Consider the following 15,709-nt stretch of genomic DNA (forward strand, 5'->3'; position numbering starts at 1 on the left):
CGGGGATCGGACAGGGTCAGCGACATCGTTCCGGCGAAATCCTCGATCGGGGAGAGCTCCTCTAGCACCTCCGCCAATCCGCCCGCCCGTGCGTCGCCGCGCGCCGCCGCCCGTTCGTGGCGGCCGGGCGCACCGATCAACCAATCGAAAGAATCGAGCTGGATATCCAGCAACCCCGGAACATCGAGGGGCTCACGAATTTTGGCGAACGAGACCCGCTTCGACGCCCCGGAGACCCCGGTCTCGACGGGCATTCCTGCATCGACGTCGGCCTGACTCGAGATTGTCAAGATGCGTCCTTCCAGCACCTCGCGCCGCCCACGCGTTCGCGTGGTCGTCGCGGTATCTGCTTGTCCTGTGGGCGGTAGTTCTCCTGTACGCACCGTGCTGGACTGTGCCCGAACATGCCTCGACAACAACGGGTGGGAGGTGGCACGCCGACAGTGCCACTTTCCACAGTCATTTCGCATTTCGAGAGTTGGACAGCACGCGACCCGGCGCGAAGCCTTAAATTACACCCAAACTTGGCCGATGTCGAGGACATCAAGAAATAGACACATGATTTCTCGTGTCTTCCCATATTGATAGTGACATCTCGATATGCGGTTCGTCAAGTCTATTAGCGGTAATTCGCCAGCTTTACTCGATCGGGTCTCCTGCCGGGGCCGCGGCGTCAGCCGCTCGTGGTGCGACCGGCCTTCGCGAGGTCAGGACCACAGCCGTCGCGGCGATCGTGAAGGCGGTGCCGCACCACAACGCCTTCGCGGGCTGACCGGTGTGGTCGACGACCACGGCGGCGGTGGCGGGGCCGAGAACGGCGCCGATATTGAACGCGGTGGTGGCCAGGGCGCCCGCGATCCGTGGCGCGGCGGGCACGGCGGTCTGCACGATCGTCGCGATCAGCGTCGATCCCACCCCGAACGCGATCGCCCCGGACACCGTCGCCATGATCGCCACCCCGGGCAGGGTGTGGGCGGTCGAAGCGGCCAGCAGCCACACTCCGACGAGCCCGCTCGTACCGAGCGTGATGATCCGCTTTCGGTGATCGTCGCTGTAGCGGCCGGTGAACGTCACGCCGACGAACGATCCGATGCCGAACAGAGCCAGCACGATCGGAACCCAGCGGTTGTCCGGCTCGGCGAGCCCGGCGGTGATCGAACCGAGGAACGTGAAGCCCGCGAACGTCGCGGCGTTCACCAGTACCGCGACAAGGACCGTGACGAGAACCGGGCGTGTGCCGAGCACCGCCCACTCCTTCATCGAAGAGGGCTTCTCGGGTGTCGGCCGATCACCGGCGCGCACAGTGCGTGGCACCATGGCCCATACCGGGATCACCACAGCACCGCTGATGACGGCGACGGCCCAGAACGCGGCACGCCAATCCCAAATCTGTCCCAGCAAAGTCCCGGCCGGCACACCGGCGATGCAGGCCACGGTCACCCCGGACACCACCACCGAGGTCGCGCGGCCCACCACGGCCGGGTCGACCAAGCGCGGCAGAGCGGCCAACGCGATGGCCAGGAACCCCGCGTTGGCGACCGCCGCGACGACCCTGGTCGTCAGCAGCACCGCGAATTCGCTGGTCACCGCGCCGACGATATGAGTCGCGCAGAACACCGCCAAGAACGCCGCTACCGAATGCCGGACCGGCAACCGGCCCGCCGCTACCGCCATCGCCGGTGCACCGAGCACCATGCCCGCCGCGAACAGCGAGGTCAGCAGACCGGCCGTGCCGAGCGAGACCCCGAGATCGTCGGCGATCCGCTCCAGCAACCCCGACACCATGAATTCGGACGTGCCCTGCGCGAACACCGCGACAGCCAGCACGAACACCACAATGGGCATAGAAGGACAACTCCCCGGATAAGGGCGCCGCGCAGCCGACACGGCGCCCGAGATGGTCGCGGAATCGGGCGAAACCGTCGCCCGATCGCGGAGAAACGAACATCGTCCGGCGTCGCGAAAAATCTGCCTGTCGCGCTACGACCAGCAGTTTCTGCATTCACAACACCGCCCAGCGCATATGCCGGGCGGCTATCGTCTGGACGCCTCCGGGGAATTCACGCCCACACCATAACAACGCGTCCGGGCGGGGCCAACACAATTACCGATTGGCCTTCGGCCCGAAAGTCCCGGTGCTTCAGTGCGACCGTAGGCGCGTTATGGCGGCGTGGTTCGTCCGCGGATCCAGCGTTATGGCCGCCGCCCAGACGTGTGCCGCGACGGCGCGCTGGTCGAACAGGGTGACCCAGGCGTCGGTGGCCGCGCGGGTGTCGTTCACCCAGGTGGGCGTCGGTCCGAGTTCGGGCAGGTGTGTGTAGGTCAGCGCCGTGTAGGCGCGTGCTCGGGCATCGAAAATCGTTGCCGCGCACATGGGGTCGGCGGTCGCGCGTTCGCTCAGCAGGCCCGCCTCCGCGGCCTGTATCGCATCCGGCGGGACGCCGTCGGCTCCGGGGAATATCTCGCCCACCGTCAGGTAGGCCAGGCCGAAGCCCCACACGCGGCGGGTGAATCGCCGGATCAGCCATTCGGCCGAATCCAGGATGGGGGAGCGTTCGGCGTCGGGATCGAGCATTATCGCGGTGTAGGCCGCGTCCTGTGCCGTGGAGGTTTCCGCGTGGGCGAACCCCCAGAAGTGCACGGTGTCGGAGCCGGCGGAATCCGCGCGGCGTTCCGCCATCATCGTCGTGAGTATCGAGTCGATCGTGGTCCTCGGTGGATATCGGATGGTGGAATTCGTGTGCTTGGGGGTCGCGGGTCGCGGGCGATTTCGTCGCTTGGACATTCGGCTCTCGGTTACCTGTGTGAAGTAGCGGATCAGGCCAACTCATCCGCTCGGGGCGGGACAGGAAGGTCTGCGGTGCGCGCCCCGTGCGCGGGCAGCAGAACATCCCAGAACTCGGCGCGGACCGCGTCCCACAGCCGGAAGTGGCGGGGGAACCATTCGCGGACCTGCGCCAGATCTGGCAGTGCGCGCTCGTCGAAGGCGACGAGACCGCTCTGCCCCAGGGGAATCGGCACGGTGTCGCCGTTGTTGCGCAGTCGGTAGGCCGGTGTGGGGTCGGAGCCGTCGCGGAAGAACACGATCTCGATCCGACTTCCCACCACCCGCCAGGAAGCCTGCACGGCTCCGATCGTGGTGCGATGCAACCGGCTCACCCCCGCAGAGCATCGGGTGGGGCCACCAACGCCGACAATCGTTCCAGCACCGCTTGGATCGTCTGCACGTCGAGGGCACGGTCGATGTTGCCGCTTTCGTCATGTGACGGGAACCCGATTCCTCGTGCGGCGGCGCGTTCCCGATGGCTCACCGCCTGCGGTGTCAGCCGTCCCGCGATCACCAGCGTGCGGTAAGCAGCCGCCTTCCACGCGCACCGCTCGATCTGGCAGGTCAGGTGCGCCCGCATCTGCTCGTGCGCCAGCCGCACGTCGGCGCGCGCGCAGATTCCGGGCGGAACGAGTAGTCCATCCACTACCTCGCGACGCCCGTGCCGGTGTGTCCCGATGCCGTGCACCGTCGGCTGTTGATCGTCCGTAATCCACTCCGACGCGCGGGAATTCGTGACGAAATCGAGTTCTGTTCCGTGTTGTTCGGCCATGTGCATATGCTGCGAACGTGCTCGCGACGGGGAGCTCGAATCGGCCGGTGCCCAGCAATCGGCGCGTACGCGCTGAGCGCTTCCCGAGTGGGCGGACATCGATTCCCGCCGTGGGAAAAAGCAGGTCACACCGTGGGATAGCAGGGGAGGACGCAACGGAAATGGTCGGTACCAAGTCGGACATCGGCCGGACGACGCTGCCGCGTCGCCAGTTGGGCCGTGCACTGCGCGACGCGCGTCAGGCCAACGGTTACACCCTCGAGCAGGTAGCCGAAGTCCTGGAGATCAGCCGATCCTCGCTCGGGCGGCTGGAGTTGGGGCAGAACGAGAAGATCAAAGTCCGGGACATCGAGTACATCTGCCAGTACTACGGACTGCCGGACGAGCGGATCGAGTACCTGAAATCGCTTGCCGAGCAGGCGCGTATGAAACCGTGGTGGGAGGACTTCCGGGATCTGGTGCGGCCGGGGTTCAACACGTATCTGCAATTGGAGGCCATAGCTACCGGGTTCCATTTCTATCAACCTCTCGCGGTGCCCGGTTTGCTGCAAACTGAGGACTATGCGCGGGTGATGGCGGCAGCTCCCCCACCCAACGCGCCAGAAGAAGTGGAGCAGCGTGTCGCACTTCGGATGAGAAGGCAAGCGATCCTGACGCGACGACACAAGCCGTTGCCTGCTGAATTCCTGTTGCACGAAACGGTGGTGCGCACTGTTGTCGGATCTGACCGCGACATGTCTTCCCAGCTCCGCCACGTGGCCGACATGGGGACGCGCGACAACGTGTCGGTCCGAATCATCCCTTTCAGCGCGGGGTTCCCAGCGGGATTGCCGATACCGCCGTACATCATCCTCGACTTCCCGCGTGACGAGCCATCTGTTGTCTATACCGAAGGAGCGATAGGAACAATGATTTTCGAGGAACATGACGACGTTCAGCGATATCGAGACTTCTACGAACAGTTGCGGCACTGTGCGCTCGGAGAGCAAGCCTCACGAGACCTGCTGAGGAACCTAGCGTGGAGGCACGAGCGATGACCGTAGAGAAGTTCGCCGTCCACTGGTTCAAATCTCAGCACAGCGGAGATGCCGAAGCATGTGTGGAGGTTGCGTGGCTCGATGGGGGACGGGTTGGGGTTCGCGATTCGAAGAACCCAACCGGCCCGGCGTTGACCTTCACGCCGGGGCAGTGGGACGCCTTCACTGCGTGCGTCATGGATGGCGCATTCGATACGCACTCTGCTCAGTGAAATCGCGGTAGCCGGAGGACGGCCTGGACTTCGACTCCACTCCGATGTCCAGGCCGTATCCGTCGCGGCGAGCTGAGCCGCGCATCCGCGGCGCATCCGGTTCAGCGGCGGCTGAGCCAGACTGCTGCCAGCGGGTATGGGGCGATAATCGGAGTCCCGGCGATATTCACCGTTCCGCTCCAGAGCCCTTGGCGGGGGTCGATGTCATGCAGGTCGAGCCCGAAGGGGACGAAGTCGAACGAAACATATGTCTCGTCCGGTCCGACAGGCGTCTGATGCCCGCCCCGACTCGAGCCGCCGCAAACCAGCGCCACCGTCTTGCCGTCCACGAAGACTTGCAAGTCGCAGTTCTCGATAGGCGACCCGATCACATTGGAGGGGCCCCGCCCGATGTGGTAGGTCCCCGGCGGGATGACGCCGTTGCGCGGAAACTCCGGATCATCAGCGGAGGCAACGGCGGGAGCGACAGAGATTGCGGCAGCGGCCAGCGCGAACCCGGCTGCGATCTTGACAAACTTCATCGATTCAGCTCCTTCGATAATTAGTCGAACTCAGTCGTATGTCCTAGCTTTCGTTCAGCTCGTTACTGCACTGCCACCCTAGATCCACCCCAAACCCTCTGCCTCTCAATGCGGAGAGCCCGAACCTATGCCGCCCGGTCACCGAGCCACAGGCCGCCTCGTGCCCGGTACGCGTTGGGAATCCGTATCACCGGCGAGGCCGGGGGATACCGCCTGGTCGTCTGCTACTGTTGGCCAACCTGAGTCGTCGCGGTTCGAGAGGGTGGGATGAGTCGCCGAATCACGTTGGTACTGCTCATCGTTGCGCTGGCGGCTGGCGTCGTCGGATGCGAGGACACCACGAGTGGTTCGCCCACGACGGCTTCGAGTACCACTGCCGTGCAAGTTCTGTTCAACCCATGCACGGGGATCCCCGATGAGGCGTTGCGGGCGGCCGGGGTCGATCCGTCCACCGAGGAGCCCGGTATTGCAGGGGTGCACCAGTCTGGCTGGGAAATCTGTAACTGGGATGGCCCCAAGTACTTCATTACAGTATTTTCCACCGGTCGTACGGTCGCAGAGTTCGAGCGTAAGCCCGGGAACGTCGATTTCCAGGATGTCACCGTGGGAGGTCGCCCAGGTCGGCAGTTCAGGGTCGAGGGTGCTTCAAAGTATCTCGATTGCGATGTGTTGTTCCCTGCGACTCAGGGGGTTGTGCAGTTGAAAGTCCTGAACCGGGCAGGTCGGGACGACCTCGAGGACCCATGCAAGATCCTGCAACGGGTCGGCGTGTCGATTGTGCCTGCGCTACCACATTGATCAGGGAGGGGTCATATGAGCGAGGACAACGCGGAACTGTGGAGTGGGCTGGCAGGACGAGCTCGGGCGGGCGAGCTGTACGTCGACGATGAGAATACCGCGTATCAGTGCGCGCAGGCATGTGACCGGCGTCTTGCGGACCTGGAGGGGTTACGTAGGTTCACCGCTGTTGCCCAAAGCGTCTCCGGCTTCGGTGATTTCGACATGGCGGACAAGCTCGTCGGCAAGTTTCTGAAGCAGGCCACCGGTGATACCAACTCGATCGACCAGATCATTCTGGAACACATCGAGACCGTGAAGAACATGCGCGAAGTCATGGCGATCTCGTTCAAGCGCATCACCGGGCAGGACATCGAGAATGCGACGCAGATCGCGAACACCACCGACAATCCGAACTGATGCGTTCGGACGCACTGCGTAACGAAGGCGGCTCAATGCGATAGGAGCCGTCCGAGGTGACAACGATGTATTTCCTTCAGAAATGATATATCAGGTTGCTCCTCCCCGAGAACGGAATCAACATGAATGACGAACTACTACTGGAAATCGGCCGCTTCCACGCATACGCCCAAAGCATGAAGCAGGAGCTTGATGCCCTTGCTGCTGCTACATCTGACCAGGCGACAGGTACCGATTCCACGGGAGCCGTCACCGTAACGGTAGGCCAGCGGAATGAACTGCTGGAAGTCCAAGTGCTCGATAAATGGAATCAAAACTTGCAGCCCGACCAATTGGGGGAGGCAATTGTTCAGGCTGCGCGATATGCTGAAATAGCCAAGGTTACCGAATCCGCAGAAAGTGTCGCCGATTCTGGTGCGTTGAATCGGTTGATGAACATACGACCGGGCGGCTTCCCGGCAGCGCCGATCGAACCTTCGCTCATGCCTGTAGCCGACCAGCGACCAAGCCCTCCGCTGGACCAGCTGATTGATGCGGCTCTCACCGCGTCCGAGCAGGCCGGTAGGCCACCAGAAAACCAGAATGTCTATGTTGGCGAAAGTGAGACGGCCGAAGGCTGGGTAACGATAACGCTGTCAGAGACAGGATCTGTCATGGACTGCACAGTTGCACCGTACTGGGCAGCAGATCGATCAGGATCTTCTATTTCATGGGCGGTTGATGAAGCCGCCACCGAAGCCCGCCGAAAGCTCAGTCACGTAGCTACGCAAAAATCTACGACCGCGGAGCTGGATCGAATCATATCCGATGCCATCGGAGTTTTGACTAAACTCAGTAAATAAATGCTCCGCGAACACGGAAAGCGATACCTCATGGCTCCTCGTCCCGACGCCCGACACCTCAAAGTAGCAACCGACGATCTGCGTGCCGAAGCAAACATCTGGGCCCGCGAGGCCACTTCGCTCAACGACATCTCCACGAAAATTGTCGATTTGAAATTCAATCGAGTTGAAGCCGGGCTGTTCCAAGGTGTTGTTAGCGCACATTCGAAGGTTGTCGATCGCGCCTCCGACCGATGCAGGGAAGGTGTTGACGCATTTACTGAGGTGTCGGCTACCTTGAAAAAGGTCGCCGACACTTATGACTATGAAGACCGGAACTTCGCCGATCAAGTGAAAGACCTCTGGTAGCATTCGGCAGAATCAGAGTAGGGTAGTAATGGAATTTGATGCCGCTCACTTCGAATTGATCATCAAAGACATCGAGAAGAACTTAACCGTTCTGTCGAGCAAGCTGGACTCCGTTCCGCATGTCGTCGATAACGCAATCGACCACTGGTGGGTCACTGATGGAATGGAAGCCTCGATCAGGTGGACCGGGGAAAAAATCATAGAATTTGGCAAGTGGCTTTGGGATACGATCAAGGATGTCCTGAAGGGAGTCGCCGCGCCTCTGTTTCTAGGAAAATGCGCTTTCGATTGGTATGGCGTGCGTGAATCCGCAACCCTTGTGCAAAGCGAGATAAATCCTGATGTGTTGTCGGTCAACCGGGAGTGGCAGGGTGCTGCACAGCTAGCATACGCAAGGACGATGACCTCGCAAAGAGAGGCGGTCAAGCGAATCGGTGAGATCGGGAAGGATGCATCGACCTCAGTCCTGGCCGTTGCCGTCGGTGGACTTGTCTTCTATGTCGCAATGGGAGCAATTCTCTCGAAGGCGATAGCAGAGATAGCAGCCGCAATTGCCGGGCTCGGTTCCGGCGTATTCTCGTGGGCCGGAGCTGCACTCTTGCTCGAAGCAATCACCTCGACCTCGATTTCTATGGCTGCCGCTCTTGCCGCGCTGGCGACGCTGACCGGTGCTCAAGTGACCGGCCTTGTGGCGCTAGAAGCCACTGCCACGGACAATGGGCCGTTTCCGGGCGGAAGATGGCCCGACCCGAACACAAAGACCTTCGACGACGGAACCAGGCTGGATGGTACCGCTAATTGGTCGGTGCGGTAACGATATGAACATGGACTCAATAATAGAACGGGGAAGAAGCACATGGTGCGCATTGGGCGTGGCAGCGATTGCCGGATTCTCCGCCCTGTTCTGGCATCGTATCCTTGAGATTGATTCCGAAGGTGTCGACATCACCGAATTAGATGTCATTGTGTTGGCTGCGACCTCGCTGGCTGCATTATCCATCATTCCTACTATTTTGCTGAACGACCGACTTCCGCGCTGGTTGCGCGTCGCCACCAGTGCATTTCTGGTATTATGCATATTGGCTTCGACGATTCTCTGCCTGATATTCATAGTGCGGTTTCATAACAACCTTTCGTTTTGGTATATATCAACGTCGGGTTCGATCGATGTGTTCGCTACTCTGGTCCTGTTGTATATCTATCGTCAGAACCGAGCGCGCGGGCAATTCGAACTGCGTAGGCCATGATTCCGGTGACCCTGAGACTTCGGGCTGCCCAGTCGAGTGAGGCGGCAACCCCGCCGAGGTGTCCTGCAGCTTTCAGCATCCCGATCCAGGGGGTCGCCAGCATCGTTCGGACAACAGGCGGTCCCCTCTGGGCCAACGCAGGCAGGGGGACGCCGGCGGGCCTCTGCTACTGTTGGCGCACTTGAGTCGTCGCGGGTCGAGAGGGTGGGGATGAGTCGTCGAATCACGTTGGCACTGCTTATCGGTGCGCTGGCGGCTGGCGTCGTCGGATGCGAGGACACCACGAGTGGTTCGCCCACGACGGGTTCGAGTACGACTGCGGCCCAAGCTCTGTTCAACCCGTGCACGGGGATTCCCGATGAGGCGTTGCGGGCGGCCGGGGTCGATCCGGCCACCGAGGAGCCCGGTATCGCCGGGGTGCCTCAGTCCGGCTGGGAAATCTGTAATTGGGAAGGTTCCCGATACTTTGTCTCGGTGTTTTCCACTGCTCGTACGGTTTCGGAGTTCGAGAAGAAGCCTGGCAATGTCGACTTCCGAGACGTGACAGTCGCCGGTCGCGCAGGACGGCAATTCAAGGTCGAAGGCGCTTCGAAGGATCTGCTCTGTGACGTCGTGTTTCCTGCGCATCAGGGTGTGATTCAACTGCGTGTCTCCAATAAGGCCTCGATCAACAGTCCCGAAGAACCCTGCACAAGCTTATCTCGGGCGGGCGGTGCCATCGTGCCGGTATTGCCGCAATAACTGGGGGAGGAGTTTCCGATGAGCGAGGACAATGCGGCGACTTGGAAGAATTTGGCCGGTCAGGCCCGTGCGGGAGAGCTGTATCTCGATGATGAGAACGCCGCATACCTATGCGCCAAGGCATGCGATGAGCGTCTCGCCGAGTTGAACAGGATCCTCTTCGCGGCGCAAGGCGCTCAGAACGTCTCAGGTTTTGGCGATTTCACGATGGCTGCTGCATTGAGCAAGAAGTTCTTGAAACAGGCCACGGGAGATTCCAATTCAATCGACCAGATCATTCGAGAGCACATCGAGACCGTGCAGAACATGCGCGAAGTCATGGCGATCTCGTTCAAACGCATCACCGGGCAGGACATCGAGAACGCGGCGCAGATCGCGAGTACAACTGAGCAGGTGCGCTGATGGGTAATCCGTACAGTGGTATGCCGCAATTTCAGATCGATCAAGGGCTGGGCTCGGCTATGTGGCGCAGCGTCACCGATTGGATCGCGGGTGAGGAGGCACAGCCCGAGGTCGACGCGGCCGAGGTGCAGGGCAGGTACAACCAGCAGCGCGATGGCGTCCGCAGCAAGGCCGCCGATGTCGGGTTCCAGGGTGAATTCCGGCCGAGGGAAGTTCTGGACGCGGACGAGTTCGAGCGGCACGACGTCGCGACGCTTCGGCAGAAGGTCGACCAGATCGATTTGAACGCGGTCAGTGATCTGGTAACCGCTTGGAACACCATCGCCGACCGGCACGAGGCCTCGTTGAAGACCTTCACGACGGCGATGGAGCGGGCCACCGACGACAGTGTGTGGCGTGGGGAGGCGCGTAATGCGGCGGCGAGCGCGGTCGGTGACTATGCCGCCCAAGGTGCGCAGGTCTCGAACGCGGCCCGGCTGACCGGAAACAAGCTGGCCGAACTGCAAACCGGGCTGGAGCCGACGAAGCAATTGGTCCCGCACGCGCCGGAACATCGCAGCGGTTGGGACAACCTCCGTGGATTCGTGGTCGGGCGAGATTGGCGCAATGACGACGTCGCCGAGTACAACGCGAAAACCGAGGCGTTGCGGGTGCTTCGAACTGTTTACGCGCCGGTTGTCATGGAGTCCGATACGAACGTGCCCGTGATTCCCCGACCGGTGTCGACTGCGAATCCGAACGGCACCGGCGACGGTGGCAACCCACGGGGCACGAACAATGGCAGCGGAAACCCTTCGGGGACATCGTCGCCCAGCTCGAATCCTTCCGATACGAACTCCACCGATGATCCGTCCACTCCATCGAGCACCGAGCCCTCGGACACCACCTCTGAAACACCGGAGTCGACCAGCACCGACCCGGCGTCTACGACGGAGAATTCGACCACACCGGCTTCCGCAACACCGGCGACGACACCTGCCTCGACGACGCCCGCGCCGAGCACTTCGCCCACTACTCCTGGCACCCCGCACCCGAGTACGCCGGGCAGTCCGGGAAGTCCTTCCCATCCGGGTGGGCCGGGTGTCTCCGTGCCATCCAAAGGCGCACCGAACAACCCCAACGCGGTCCCGGCCGCCGCGCGGACCGGTGCGTCGCCAGGTCGCGCCGGTACGAGCGGTATGGGTGGAATGGCCCCCGGCGCGCGGGGTGGCAAATCCGACGAGGAATCCACCAAGGGTATTCCGGATTACCTGATCACCCAGGAACACGGCAATGAGCTGACGGGGCTCGACGAGCTGCCCAAGTCGGTGCCGCCGGTCATCGGTGACAACCCGCGATAAGGACGTCACCGATGACCGAGGTGCAGAGCTGGCGGTTCACCGCGCTCGAATTCCGGACGCTGTGGGAGTCCACCGGCCGGGACGTGCTGCCGTATCCCTTGCAGCACCAATACACGACGGAATTCCGTTCGGAGAGCTTGCGGTTGCGGCAGGCCGCGGCGCAGTCGCTGCGCCCGCGCATCGACGACGATCTGCTGCGTGCGGTCGAAGTGCTGCTTGCGCCGGAGGCCCGGGTCGAAGTGGCCGGGTTCGCCGGCGCGCGCCGGGACCGCAGGCTGCGGGCGCATGCGGGGGTGCACTACGAGCACGGCGCGATCGCGGTGCAGGAACCGGGGCCGGACGTCGAGCACGGCGGCGACGTGGTGTTGACGTTGCTGTCCGCCGGTGCGGTGGCGCGGGCTGTGGTCGACGTGTTTCCCGCTTGCGGGCCTGGGCAGGGTAAGCAATTGCAGGCATCGGTGGAGGAACTGACGCGGCCGCGTCCGCCGGTGCGCGATGCCTGGCGCCCGACGCCGCGAGAAGAGTTCGAGCGGTTCTTCACTCGGGCGATGACCTTGATCGGTCATGTCGGCGTCTACGCGATGGGGAGCGTGGACAATCGGCACATCAACGGGCGCAAGGATTTCCAGCTCAACGATGTCGAGAAGGACGGTCGATACGTCACTTTCGGCGACGACCCGGTGATGATCAAATCCACCACTTCCGAACGCATCGCCGCCACCCTGCAACAGATGATCGCCAGAACCGTCAAAGACGTGCGCGACGGGGTGCACTTACCGTACTGACCTCGCGAGCCGCGAGCCGCGAGCCGCGAGCCGCGAGCCGCGAGCCGCGAGCCGCGAGCCGCGAGGCGTTTCGCCGCCGCCGGCAGTGCCGCCGCATTCGCCCCCTATCCGCCGCGCGTCACCGCAGGCCCGGCTCAGGGTTGGCCCCTGCCTCCGGCAGGTCACGACGCGCGATACACGCCACCGGCCCCGACTCAGCAGAAGCCGTGCGGCCGACATGTCGAGAACGCCACGCCGTCCCAGGAATAGACGGCCAACCCGTCCGCACGGGCATGCACTGCGAGGCCCATGCTGAACGACAATGAGACCTCTAGAGCACACGGGCCTACATGTCGAGATCTGCGCGACAGCTCCGTTCCACAGCGCGAAACATGAGGAGTAGAAGTCATGCCCATCAAGTTGGAGAACGTCGCCATCGCGGTTCGCGACCTCGAAGCGACGATCGCCTTTTTCACCGACCTCGGTCTGACCGTCATCGGCCGGGACACGGTCAGCGGTGAATGGACCGACACCGCCGTCGGTCTCGACGGCAACCACGCCAAGATCGCTATGCTCCAGACACCAGACGGCAACGGTCGGCTCGAGCTCTTCGAGTACATCCACCCCCACGCGATCGAGACGAGCCCGACCCGGCCCAACGAGATCGGGATGCACCGCGTCGCGTTCTCGGTGGACGACATCGACGAGGCCCTCGAGATCGCGGCGAGGCACGGCTGCCACCCTCTGCGCGGCGTGGCGACGTACCGGGACGTCTACAAGCTCACCTATGTCCGCGGCCCTAGCGGCATCATCGTCATGCTTGCCGAAGAGCTGAACAAGAGCTGACCGCGCGCCCGGGTGCACACCTCGCGATACCGGCGCGCATCAGCGCTGCCGGCTGAAGCGAGCAAAGCGCCGATCAGGCGCGTTCTCTCGGAACGGCGAAACCGAACGTCCGCCCATCGTCCCGGCGCAGGCCGGAACCCATTGCTGGACCCGAGAACGGGCGATGAGCGGACGTTCGGTTGGGCGGTTCCGCCGGAGGGGGACGGCGGTTGTCGCGCCCGTGTCCCGCGGTGTCCGGGCCGCGGGACCGGCTGGGGCGGTCAGACGTTCGCGTAGGCCAGCGAGGGAACGCGCTGGATGGCGAACGAGGACCGCAGGTAGAACCACCAGGTGACGGCGGCCATCACCAGGAAGGCCCCGGCGTAGGCCCAGAACGCGGGAGCCATGCTGTGCAGGTGGGTGTTGGACAGCCGCAGGGCCTGCTGCAACAGCCAGCCGCCGGAGGCGCCGACCGCGCCGATGACGCCGATCGCCGCGCCCGCCTGGCGTTTCGCCGAAGCGGCGGCCTCGGCCGCGTCGAGGCCGTGCTCGGAGGCGTACTTCTTGGACTCGGCGCTGAAGATGGTCGGGATCATCCGGTAGGTCGAGCCGTTGCCGATGCCGGTGAGCACGAACAACAGCAGGAACGCCAGCAGGTAGAGCGGGAAGCTCTTCAGTTCCAGCCCCGCCATGATCAGCGCGACCGCGATCGCCATGCCGCCGAAGACGGAGAAGGTGATCTTCGCGCCGCCGACCTTGTCGGACACCCAGCCGCCGAACGGCCTGCTGAACGACCCGACCAGCGCGCCGAGGAACGCGAGGTTACCGAGCGTGGTGATCCAGCCGATCTTGGCCAGGTCCGGGAAATTGGCCTTGATCAGCGTCGGGAAGGCGAAGGAGAAGCCGATGAACGAGCCGAAGGTGCCGATGTAGAGGATCGCCATCACCCAGGTGTGCCGGTTGGTGAGCGCGAGCCGGTAGGACTTGCCGTCGGACTTGGCGGTGCTGATGCTGTCCATGTAGCGCAGCGCGCCGAACGCGGCGGCCAGGATGAACGGCACCCAGACCAGCACCGACAGCGTGATGCCGAAGCGGTAGCCGCCCGGGTCCTTGGCCATGAGGTGCGTGCCGAAGGTGATCAGCAGCGGCAGCACCAGCTGCGTCTGGGCGACGCCCAGGTTGCCGCCCGCGGCGTTGATGCCCAGCGCCGCACCCTTCTTGCCCTCGGGGAAGAAGAAGTTGATGTTGGCCATCGAGGAGGAGAAGTTGCCGCCGCCGACGCCCGCGAGCGCCGCCAGCAGCAGGAACACCCACATCGGCGTGCCAGGCTGGTTGACGAACCAGGCCAGGCCGAGCGTCGGAATCAGCAGCATCCCCGCGCTGAACACGGTGAACGCCCGACCGCCGAACCGGGGGATGGCGAAGGTGTACGGAATGCGCAGCGCGGCGCCGACCAGGGTGGGGGTGGAGGTGAGCAGCAGGGCGTTGCTCACCGCGATGGGGTTGCCCTTGCCCAGACCGGCGAGGAAGTCGAATCCGGCGGCCCCCATGCTGGTCACGACGGTGCCCCAGATGACCCAGATGCTGAAGCCGAGATTCTCGGCGAATACGGAGAACATCAAATTCTTGCGCGCGGTTTTCGCGCCACCGGATTCCCAGAACTTCGCGTTGTCCGGATCCCAGTGATCGAGCCAGCGTCCACGTTTCTGGTATTCGAAAGTCGTTGGGTGCGACTGCTGGCCGGTGGCTGCTACGACGGTCATCGGCTTCCTCTCGATTCGGCTCGACCGGCCCTCATCGCGGCTGTGCCGCCGGCGGCTGTCGAGTGCCTGGCTACGGTCGAGATAAAGGTAGGAGCCGCGTGTTGCGTCCCCGTGGCCCTCGATGACGTTCCCGGCAAATCCGACTCACATCGCGCGGCTCCGAATGGTGACCACTCGGTTACCTGCGCCGTTTATCGCGCGTCCGGATATTCCGCGATGAGCGAGTTGAGGAAGCACCGCGTCTCCGAGGCGGCGCGTTCGGGATCGCCGTCGATCACCGCGTGCACCAAGGCGGCGTGCTCCTCGGGATAGGAGTCGTCGGACTTCGATGTCCGTGCGCGGATGACCTGTTCGATGATGGGCAGCAGCGAATCGTAGAACTCGAGATACACCGCGTTGTGGCTCGCGACGACGATCGCGCGGTGCAGCTGGACGTCCGCCTCGATCGCGGCGGCGGAGTCCTCGTCCCACTTCTTGTCGCGTTCGGCCAGCAGGCGCAGCAGATTCGCGATATCGGTGTCGTCGCGGCGGCGCGCGGCCAGGCCCGCGGCGGTGACGTCCAGCGCGAGGCGCAGTTCCAGGACGTCGCGTTCCTCGGCGTCGGCGAAATACTTGCCCAGTGTTCCGCCGAGGTCCGACGCCGCGATCACGTAGGTGCCGGAACCTTGGCGACGCTCCAGCATGCCGGCGTGCACGAGGGCCTGGACGGCCTCGCGCACCGTGTTGCGGCCGGTGCCGGTGAGCTCGGTGAGCTCCGGCTCGGTCGGGATGCGGGAGCCGATCGGCCAACGGCCGGAACGAATTTCGGCACGCAGCTGGTCGGTCACCTGGGCGATGAGGCTGGTGCGCCGGACGGGTTGCACCTCGACAG

21 protein-coding genes are annotated in these 15,709 nt (G+C 63.4%); 13 read left to right on the top strand and 8 right to left on the bottom strand.

The window, feature by feature from the left end:
* The 5 genes from NG1_RS29155 to NG1_RS29175 form a co-directional block, all read right to left on the bottom strand.
* Positions 1 to 308 (bottom strand): hypothetical protein (locus NG1_RS29155; protein ID WP_245660114.1); only part of this gene is annotated, 308 nt, incomplete at its 3' end.
* Positions 309 to 639: 331 nt separating this feature from the next.
* Positions 640 to 1,845 (bottom strand): Cmx/CmrA family chloramphenicol efflux MFS transporter, encoded by a 1,206-nt coding sequence (locus tag NG1_RS29160; protein ID WP_062976140.1) that lies wholly within the window; start codon positions 1,843 to 1,845, stop codon positions 640 to 642.
* 295 nt (positions 1,846 to 2,140) lie between these two features.
* The gene (locus tag NG1_RS29165) at positions 2,141 to 2,683 is read right to left on the bottom strand and encodes a hypothetical protein (RefSeq protein ID WP_062976142.1); all 543 of its coding nucleotides are present in this window, start codon (positions 2,681 to 2,683) and stop codon (positions 2,141 to 2,143) included.
* Between the two features lie 134 nt (positions 2,684 to 2,817).
* Positions 2,818 to 3,159, bottom strand: coding sequence for a hypothetical protein (locus NG1_RS29170; protein ID WP_062976144.1), 342 nt, complete (start codon positions 3,157 to 3,159; stop codon positions 2,818 to 2,820).
* Positions 3,156 to 3,599: a hypothetical protein gene (locus NG1_RS29175; protein WP_157114292.1), complete on the bottom strand. Its 444-nt coding sequence runs from the start codon at positions 3,597 to 3,599 to the stop codon at positions 3,156 to 3,158. Before NG1_RS29175 ends, NG1_RS29170 begins: the two co-directional genes overlap by 4 nt.
* A gap of 161 nt (positions 3,600 to 3,760) precedes the next feature.
* On the opposite strand from NG1_RS29175, the gene NG1_RS29180 reads away from it, so the two are divergent.
* Together NG1_RS29180 and NG1_RS36025 are read left to right on the top strand one after the other, a co-directional pair.
* Positions 3,761 to 4,636, top strand: coding sequence for a helix-turn-helix domain-containing protein (locus NG1_RS29180; RefSeq protein WP_062976149.1), 876 nt, complete (start codon positions 3,761 to 3,763; stop codon positions 4,634 to 4,636).
* A complete protein-coding gene (locus tag NG1_RS36025; RefSeq protein ID WP_084499279.1) occupies positions 4,633 to 4,848 on the top strand; it encodes a DUF397 domain-containing protein in 216 nt (71 codons plus the stop codon). Before NG1_RS29180 ends, NG1_RS36025 begins: the two co-directional genes overlap by 4 nt.
* A 101-nt stretch (positions 4,849 to 4,949) precedes the next feature.
* Here the strand turns inward: NG1_RS36025 and NG1_RS29185 are convergent, their stop codons facing one another.
* Entirely contained in the window at positions 4,950 to 5,369 is a 420-nt protein-coding gene (locus NG1_RS29185; protein WP_062976151.1) for a hypothetical protein, read from the bottom strand.
* A 267-nt stretch (positions 5,370 to 5,636) separates the two neighbouring features.
* On the opposite strand from NG1_RS29185, the gene NG1_RS29190 reads away from it, so the two are divergent.
* The 11 genes from NG1_RS29190 (at position 5,637) to NG1_RS29230 (ending at position 13,096) form a co-directional block, all read left to right on the top strand.
* Positions 5,637 to 6,167, top strand: a complete 531-nt coding sequence (locus NG1_RS29190; protein ID WP_062976153.1) for a DUF3558 domain-containing protein — start codon at positions 5,637 to 5,639, stop codon at positions 6,165 to 6,167.
* 15 nt (positions 6,168 to 6,182) lie between these two features.
* The gene (locus NG1_RS37110) at positions 6,183 to 6,566 is read left to right on the top strand and encodes a hypothetical protein (protein ID WP_157114293.1); all 384 of its coding nucleotides are present in this window, start codon (positions 6,183 to 6,185) and stop codon (positions 6,564 to 6,566) included.
* A gap of 122 nt (positions 6,567 to 6,688) precedes the next feature.
* The gene (locus NG1_RS37115) at positions 6,689 to 7,408 is read left to right on the top strand and encodes a YbaB/EbfC family nucleoid-associated protein (RefSeq protein WP_157114294.1); all 720 of its coding nucleotides are present in this window, start codon (positions 6,689 to 6,691) and stop codon (positions 7,406 to 7,408) included.
* Positions 7,409 to 7,438: 30 nt separating this feature from the next.
* Positions 7,439 to 7,756 carry a hypothetical protein gene (locus NG1_RS37120; protein WP_157114295.1) on the top strand — a complete coding sequence of 106 codons (318 nt, stop codon included), beginning with the start codon at positions 7,439 to 7,441 and terminating at the stop codon, positions 7,754 to 7,756.
* A 28-nt stretch (positions 7,757 to 7,784) separates the two neighbouring features.
* Positions 7,785 to 8,570, top strand: a complete 786-nt coding sequence (locus NG1_RS29210; protein ID WP_062976161.1) for a hypothetical protein — start codon at positions 7,785 to 7,787, stop codon at positions 8,568 to 8,570.
* A 58-nt stretch (positions 8,571 to 8,628) separates the two neighbouring features.
* Positions 8,629 to 9,003: a hypothetical protein gene (locus NG1_RS37125; RefSeq protein ID WP_157114296.1), complete on the top strand. Its 375-nt coding sequence runs from the start codon at positions 8,629 to 8,631 to the stop codon at positions 9,001 to 9,003.
* A gap of 210 nt (positions 9,004 to 9,213) precedes the next feature.
* Complete coding sequence (locus NG1_RS36030; protein WP_084499280.1) at positions 9,214 to 9,744, top strand: DUF3558 domain-containing protein; 531 nt, start codon at positions 9,214 to 9,216, stop codon at positions 9,742 to 9,744.
* A gap of 18 nt (positions 9,745 to 9,762) precedes the next feature.
* Positions 9,763 to 10,146: a hypothetical protein gene (locus NG1_RS29215; RefSeq protein ID WP_062976163.1), complete on the top strand. Its 384-nt coding sequence runs from the start codon at positions 9,763 to 9,765 to the stop codon at positions 10,144 to 10,146.
* Positions 10,146 to 11,486 carry a hypothetical protein gene (locus NG1_RS29220; RefSeq protein WP_157114297.1) on the top strand — a complete coding sequence of 447 codons (1,341 nt, stop codon included), beginning with the start codon at positions 10,146 to 10,148 and terminating at the stop codon, positions 11,484 to 11,486. The genes NG1_RS29215 and NG1_RS29220 overlap by 1 nt, the downstream gene beginning before the upstream one ends.
* Before the next feature lie 11 nt (positions 11,487 to 11,497).
* The gene (locus NG1_RS29225; RefSeq protein WP_062976166.1) at positions 11,498 to 12,271 is read left to right on the top strand and encodes an ESX secretion-associated protein EspG; all 774 of its coding nucleotides are present in this window, start codon (positions 11,498 to 11,500) and stop codon (positions 12,269 to 12,271) included.
* Between the two features lie 387 nt (positions 12,272 to 12,658).
* Entirely contained in the window at positions 12,659 to 13,096 is a 438-nt protein-coding gene (locus tag NG1_RS29230) for a VOC family protein (protein ID WP_062976169.1), read from the top strand.
* A gap of 260 nt (positions 13,097 to 13,356) precedes the next feature.
* Here NG1_RS29230 and NG1_RS29235 read toward each other — a convergent pair whose 3' ends face one another.
* Together NG1_RS29235 and NG1_RS29240 are read right to left on the bottom strand one after the other, a co-directional pair.
* Positions 13,357 to 14,838, bottom strand: coding sequence for an MFS transporter (locus NG1_RS29235; protein WP_062976170.1), 1,482 nt, complete (start codon positions 14,836 to 14,838; stop codon positions 13,357 to 13,359).
* Positions 14,839 to 15,029: 191 nt separating this feature from the next.
* Complete coding sequence (locus tag NG1_RS29240) at positions 15,030 to 15,701, bottom strand: FadR/GntR family transcriptional regulator (protein WP_062976172.1); 672 nt, start codon at positions 15,699 to 15,701, stop codon at positions 15,030 to 15,032.
* Positions 15,702 to 15,709: the final 8 nt, after the last annotated feature.

It is taken from the genome of Nocardia gamkensis NBRC 108242 (assembly GCF_001612985.1).
In the GTDB taxonomy this organism is placed as follows: domain Bacteria; phylum Actinomycetota; class Actinomycetes; order Mycobacteriales; family Mycobacteriaceae; genus Nocardia; species Nocardia gamkensis.

Coding starts and splice junctions, on each gene's coding strand:
- NG1_RS29160 (WP_062976140.1), bottom strand. CDS start 1,845: ATGCCCATTGTGGTGTTCGTGCTGGCTGTCGCGGTGTTCGCGCAGGGC.
- NG1_RS29165 (WP_062976142.1), bottom strand. CDS start 2,683: ATGATGGCGGAACGCCGCGCGGATTCCGCCGGCTCCGACACCGTGCAC.
- NG1_RS29175 (WP_157114292.1), bottom strand. CDS start 3,599: ATGGCCGAACAACACGGAACAGAACTCGATTTCGTCACGAATTCCCGC.
- NG1_RS29180 (WP_062976149.1), top strand. CDS start 3,761: ATGGTCGGTACCAAGTCGGACATCGGCCGGACGACGCTGCCGCGTCGC.
- NG1_RS36025 (WP_084499279.1), top strand. CDS start 4,633: ATGACCGTAGAGAAGTTCGCCGTCCACTGGTTCAAATCTCAGCACAGC.
- NG1_RS29185 (WP_062976151.1), bottom strand. CDS start 5,369: ATGAAGTTTGTCAAGATCGCAGCCGGGTTCGCGCTGGCCGCTGCCGCA.
- NG1_RS29190 (WP_062976153.1), top strand. CDS start 5,637: ATGAGTCGCCGAATCACGTTGGTACTGCTCATCGTTGCGCTGGCGGCT.
- NG1_RS37110 (WP_157114293.1), top strand. CDS start 6,183: ATGAGCGAGGACAACGCGGAACTGTGGAGTGGGCTGGCAGGACGAGCT.
- NG1_RS37115 (WP_157114294.1), top strand. CDS start 6,689: ATGAATGACGAACTACTACTGGAAATCGGCCGCTTCCACGCATACGCC.
- NG1_RS37120 (WP_157114295.1), top strand. CDS start 7,439: ATGGCTCCTCGTCCCGACGCCCGACACCTCAAAGTAGCAACCGACGAT.
- NG1_RS29210 (WP_062976161.1), top strand. CDS start 7,785: ATGGAATTTGATGCCGCTCACTTCGAATTGATCATCAAAGACATCGAG.
- NG1_RS36030 (WP_084499280.1), top strand. CDS start 9,214: ATGAGTCGTCGAATCACGTTGGCACTGCTTATCGGTGCGCTGGCGGCT.
- NG1_RS29215 (WP_062976163.1), top strand. CDS start 9,763: ATGAGCGAGGACAATGCGGCGACTTGGAAGAATTTGGCCGGTCAGGCC.
- NG1_RS29220 (WP_157114297.1), top strand. CDS start 10,146: ATGGGTAATCCGTACAGTGGTATGCCGCAATTTCAGATCGATCAAGGG.
- NG1_RS29225 (WP_062976166.1), top strand. CDS start 11,498: ATGACCGAGGTGCAGAGCTGGCGGTTCACCGCGCTCGAATTCCGGACG.
- NG1_RS29230 (WP_062976169.1), top strand. CDS start 12,659: ATGCCCATCAAGTTGGAGAACGTCGCCATCGCGGTTCGCGACCTCGAA.
- NG1_RS29235 (WP_062976170.1), bottom strand. CDS start 14,838: ATGACCGTCGTAGCAGCCACCGGCCAGCAGTCGCACCCAACGACTTTC.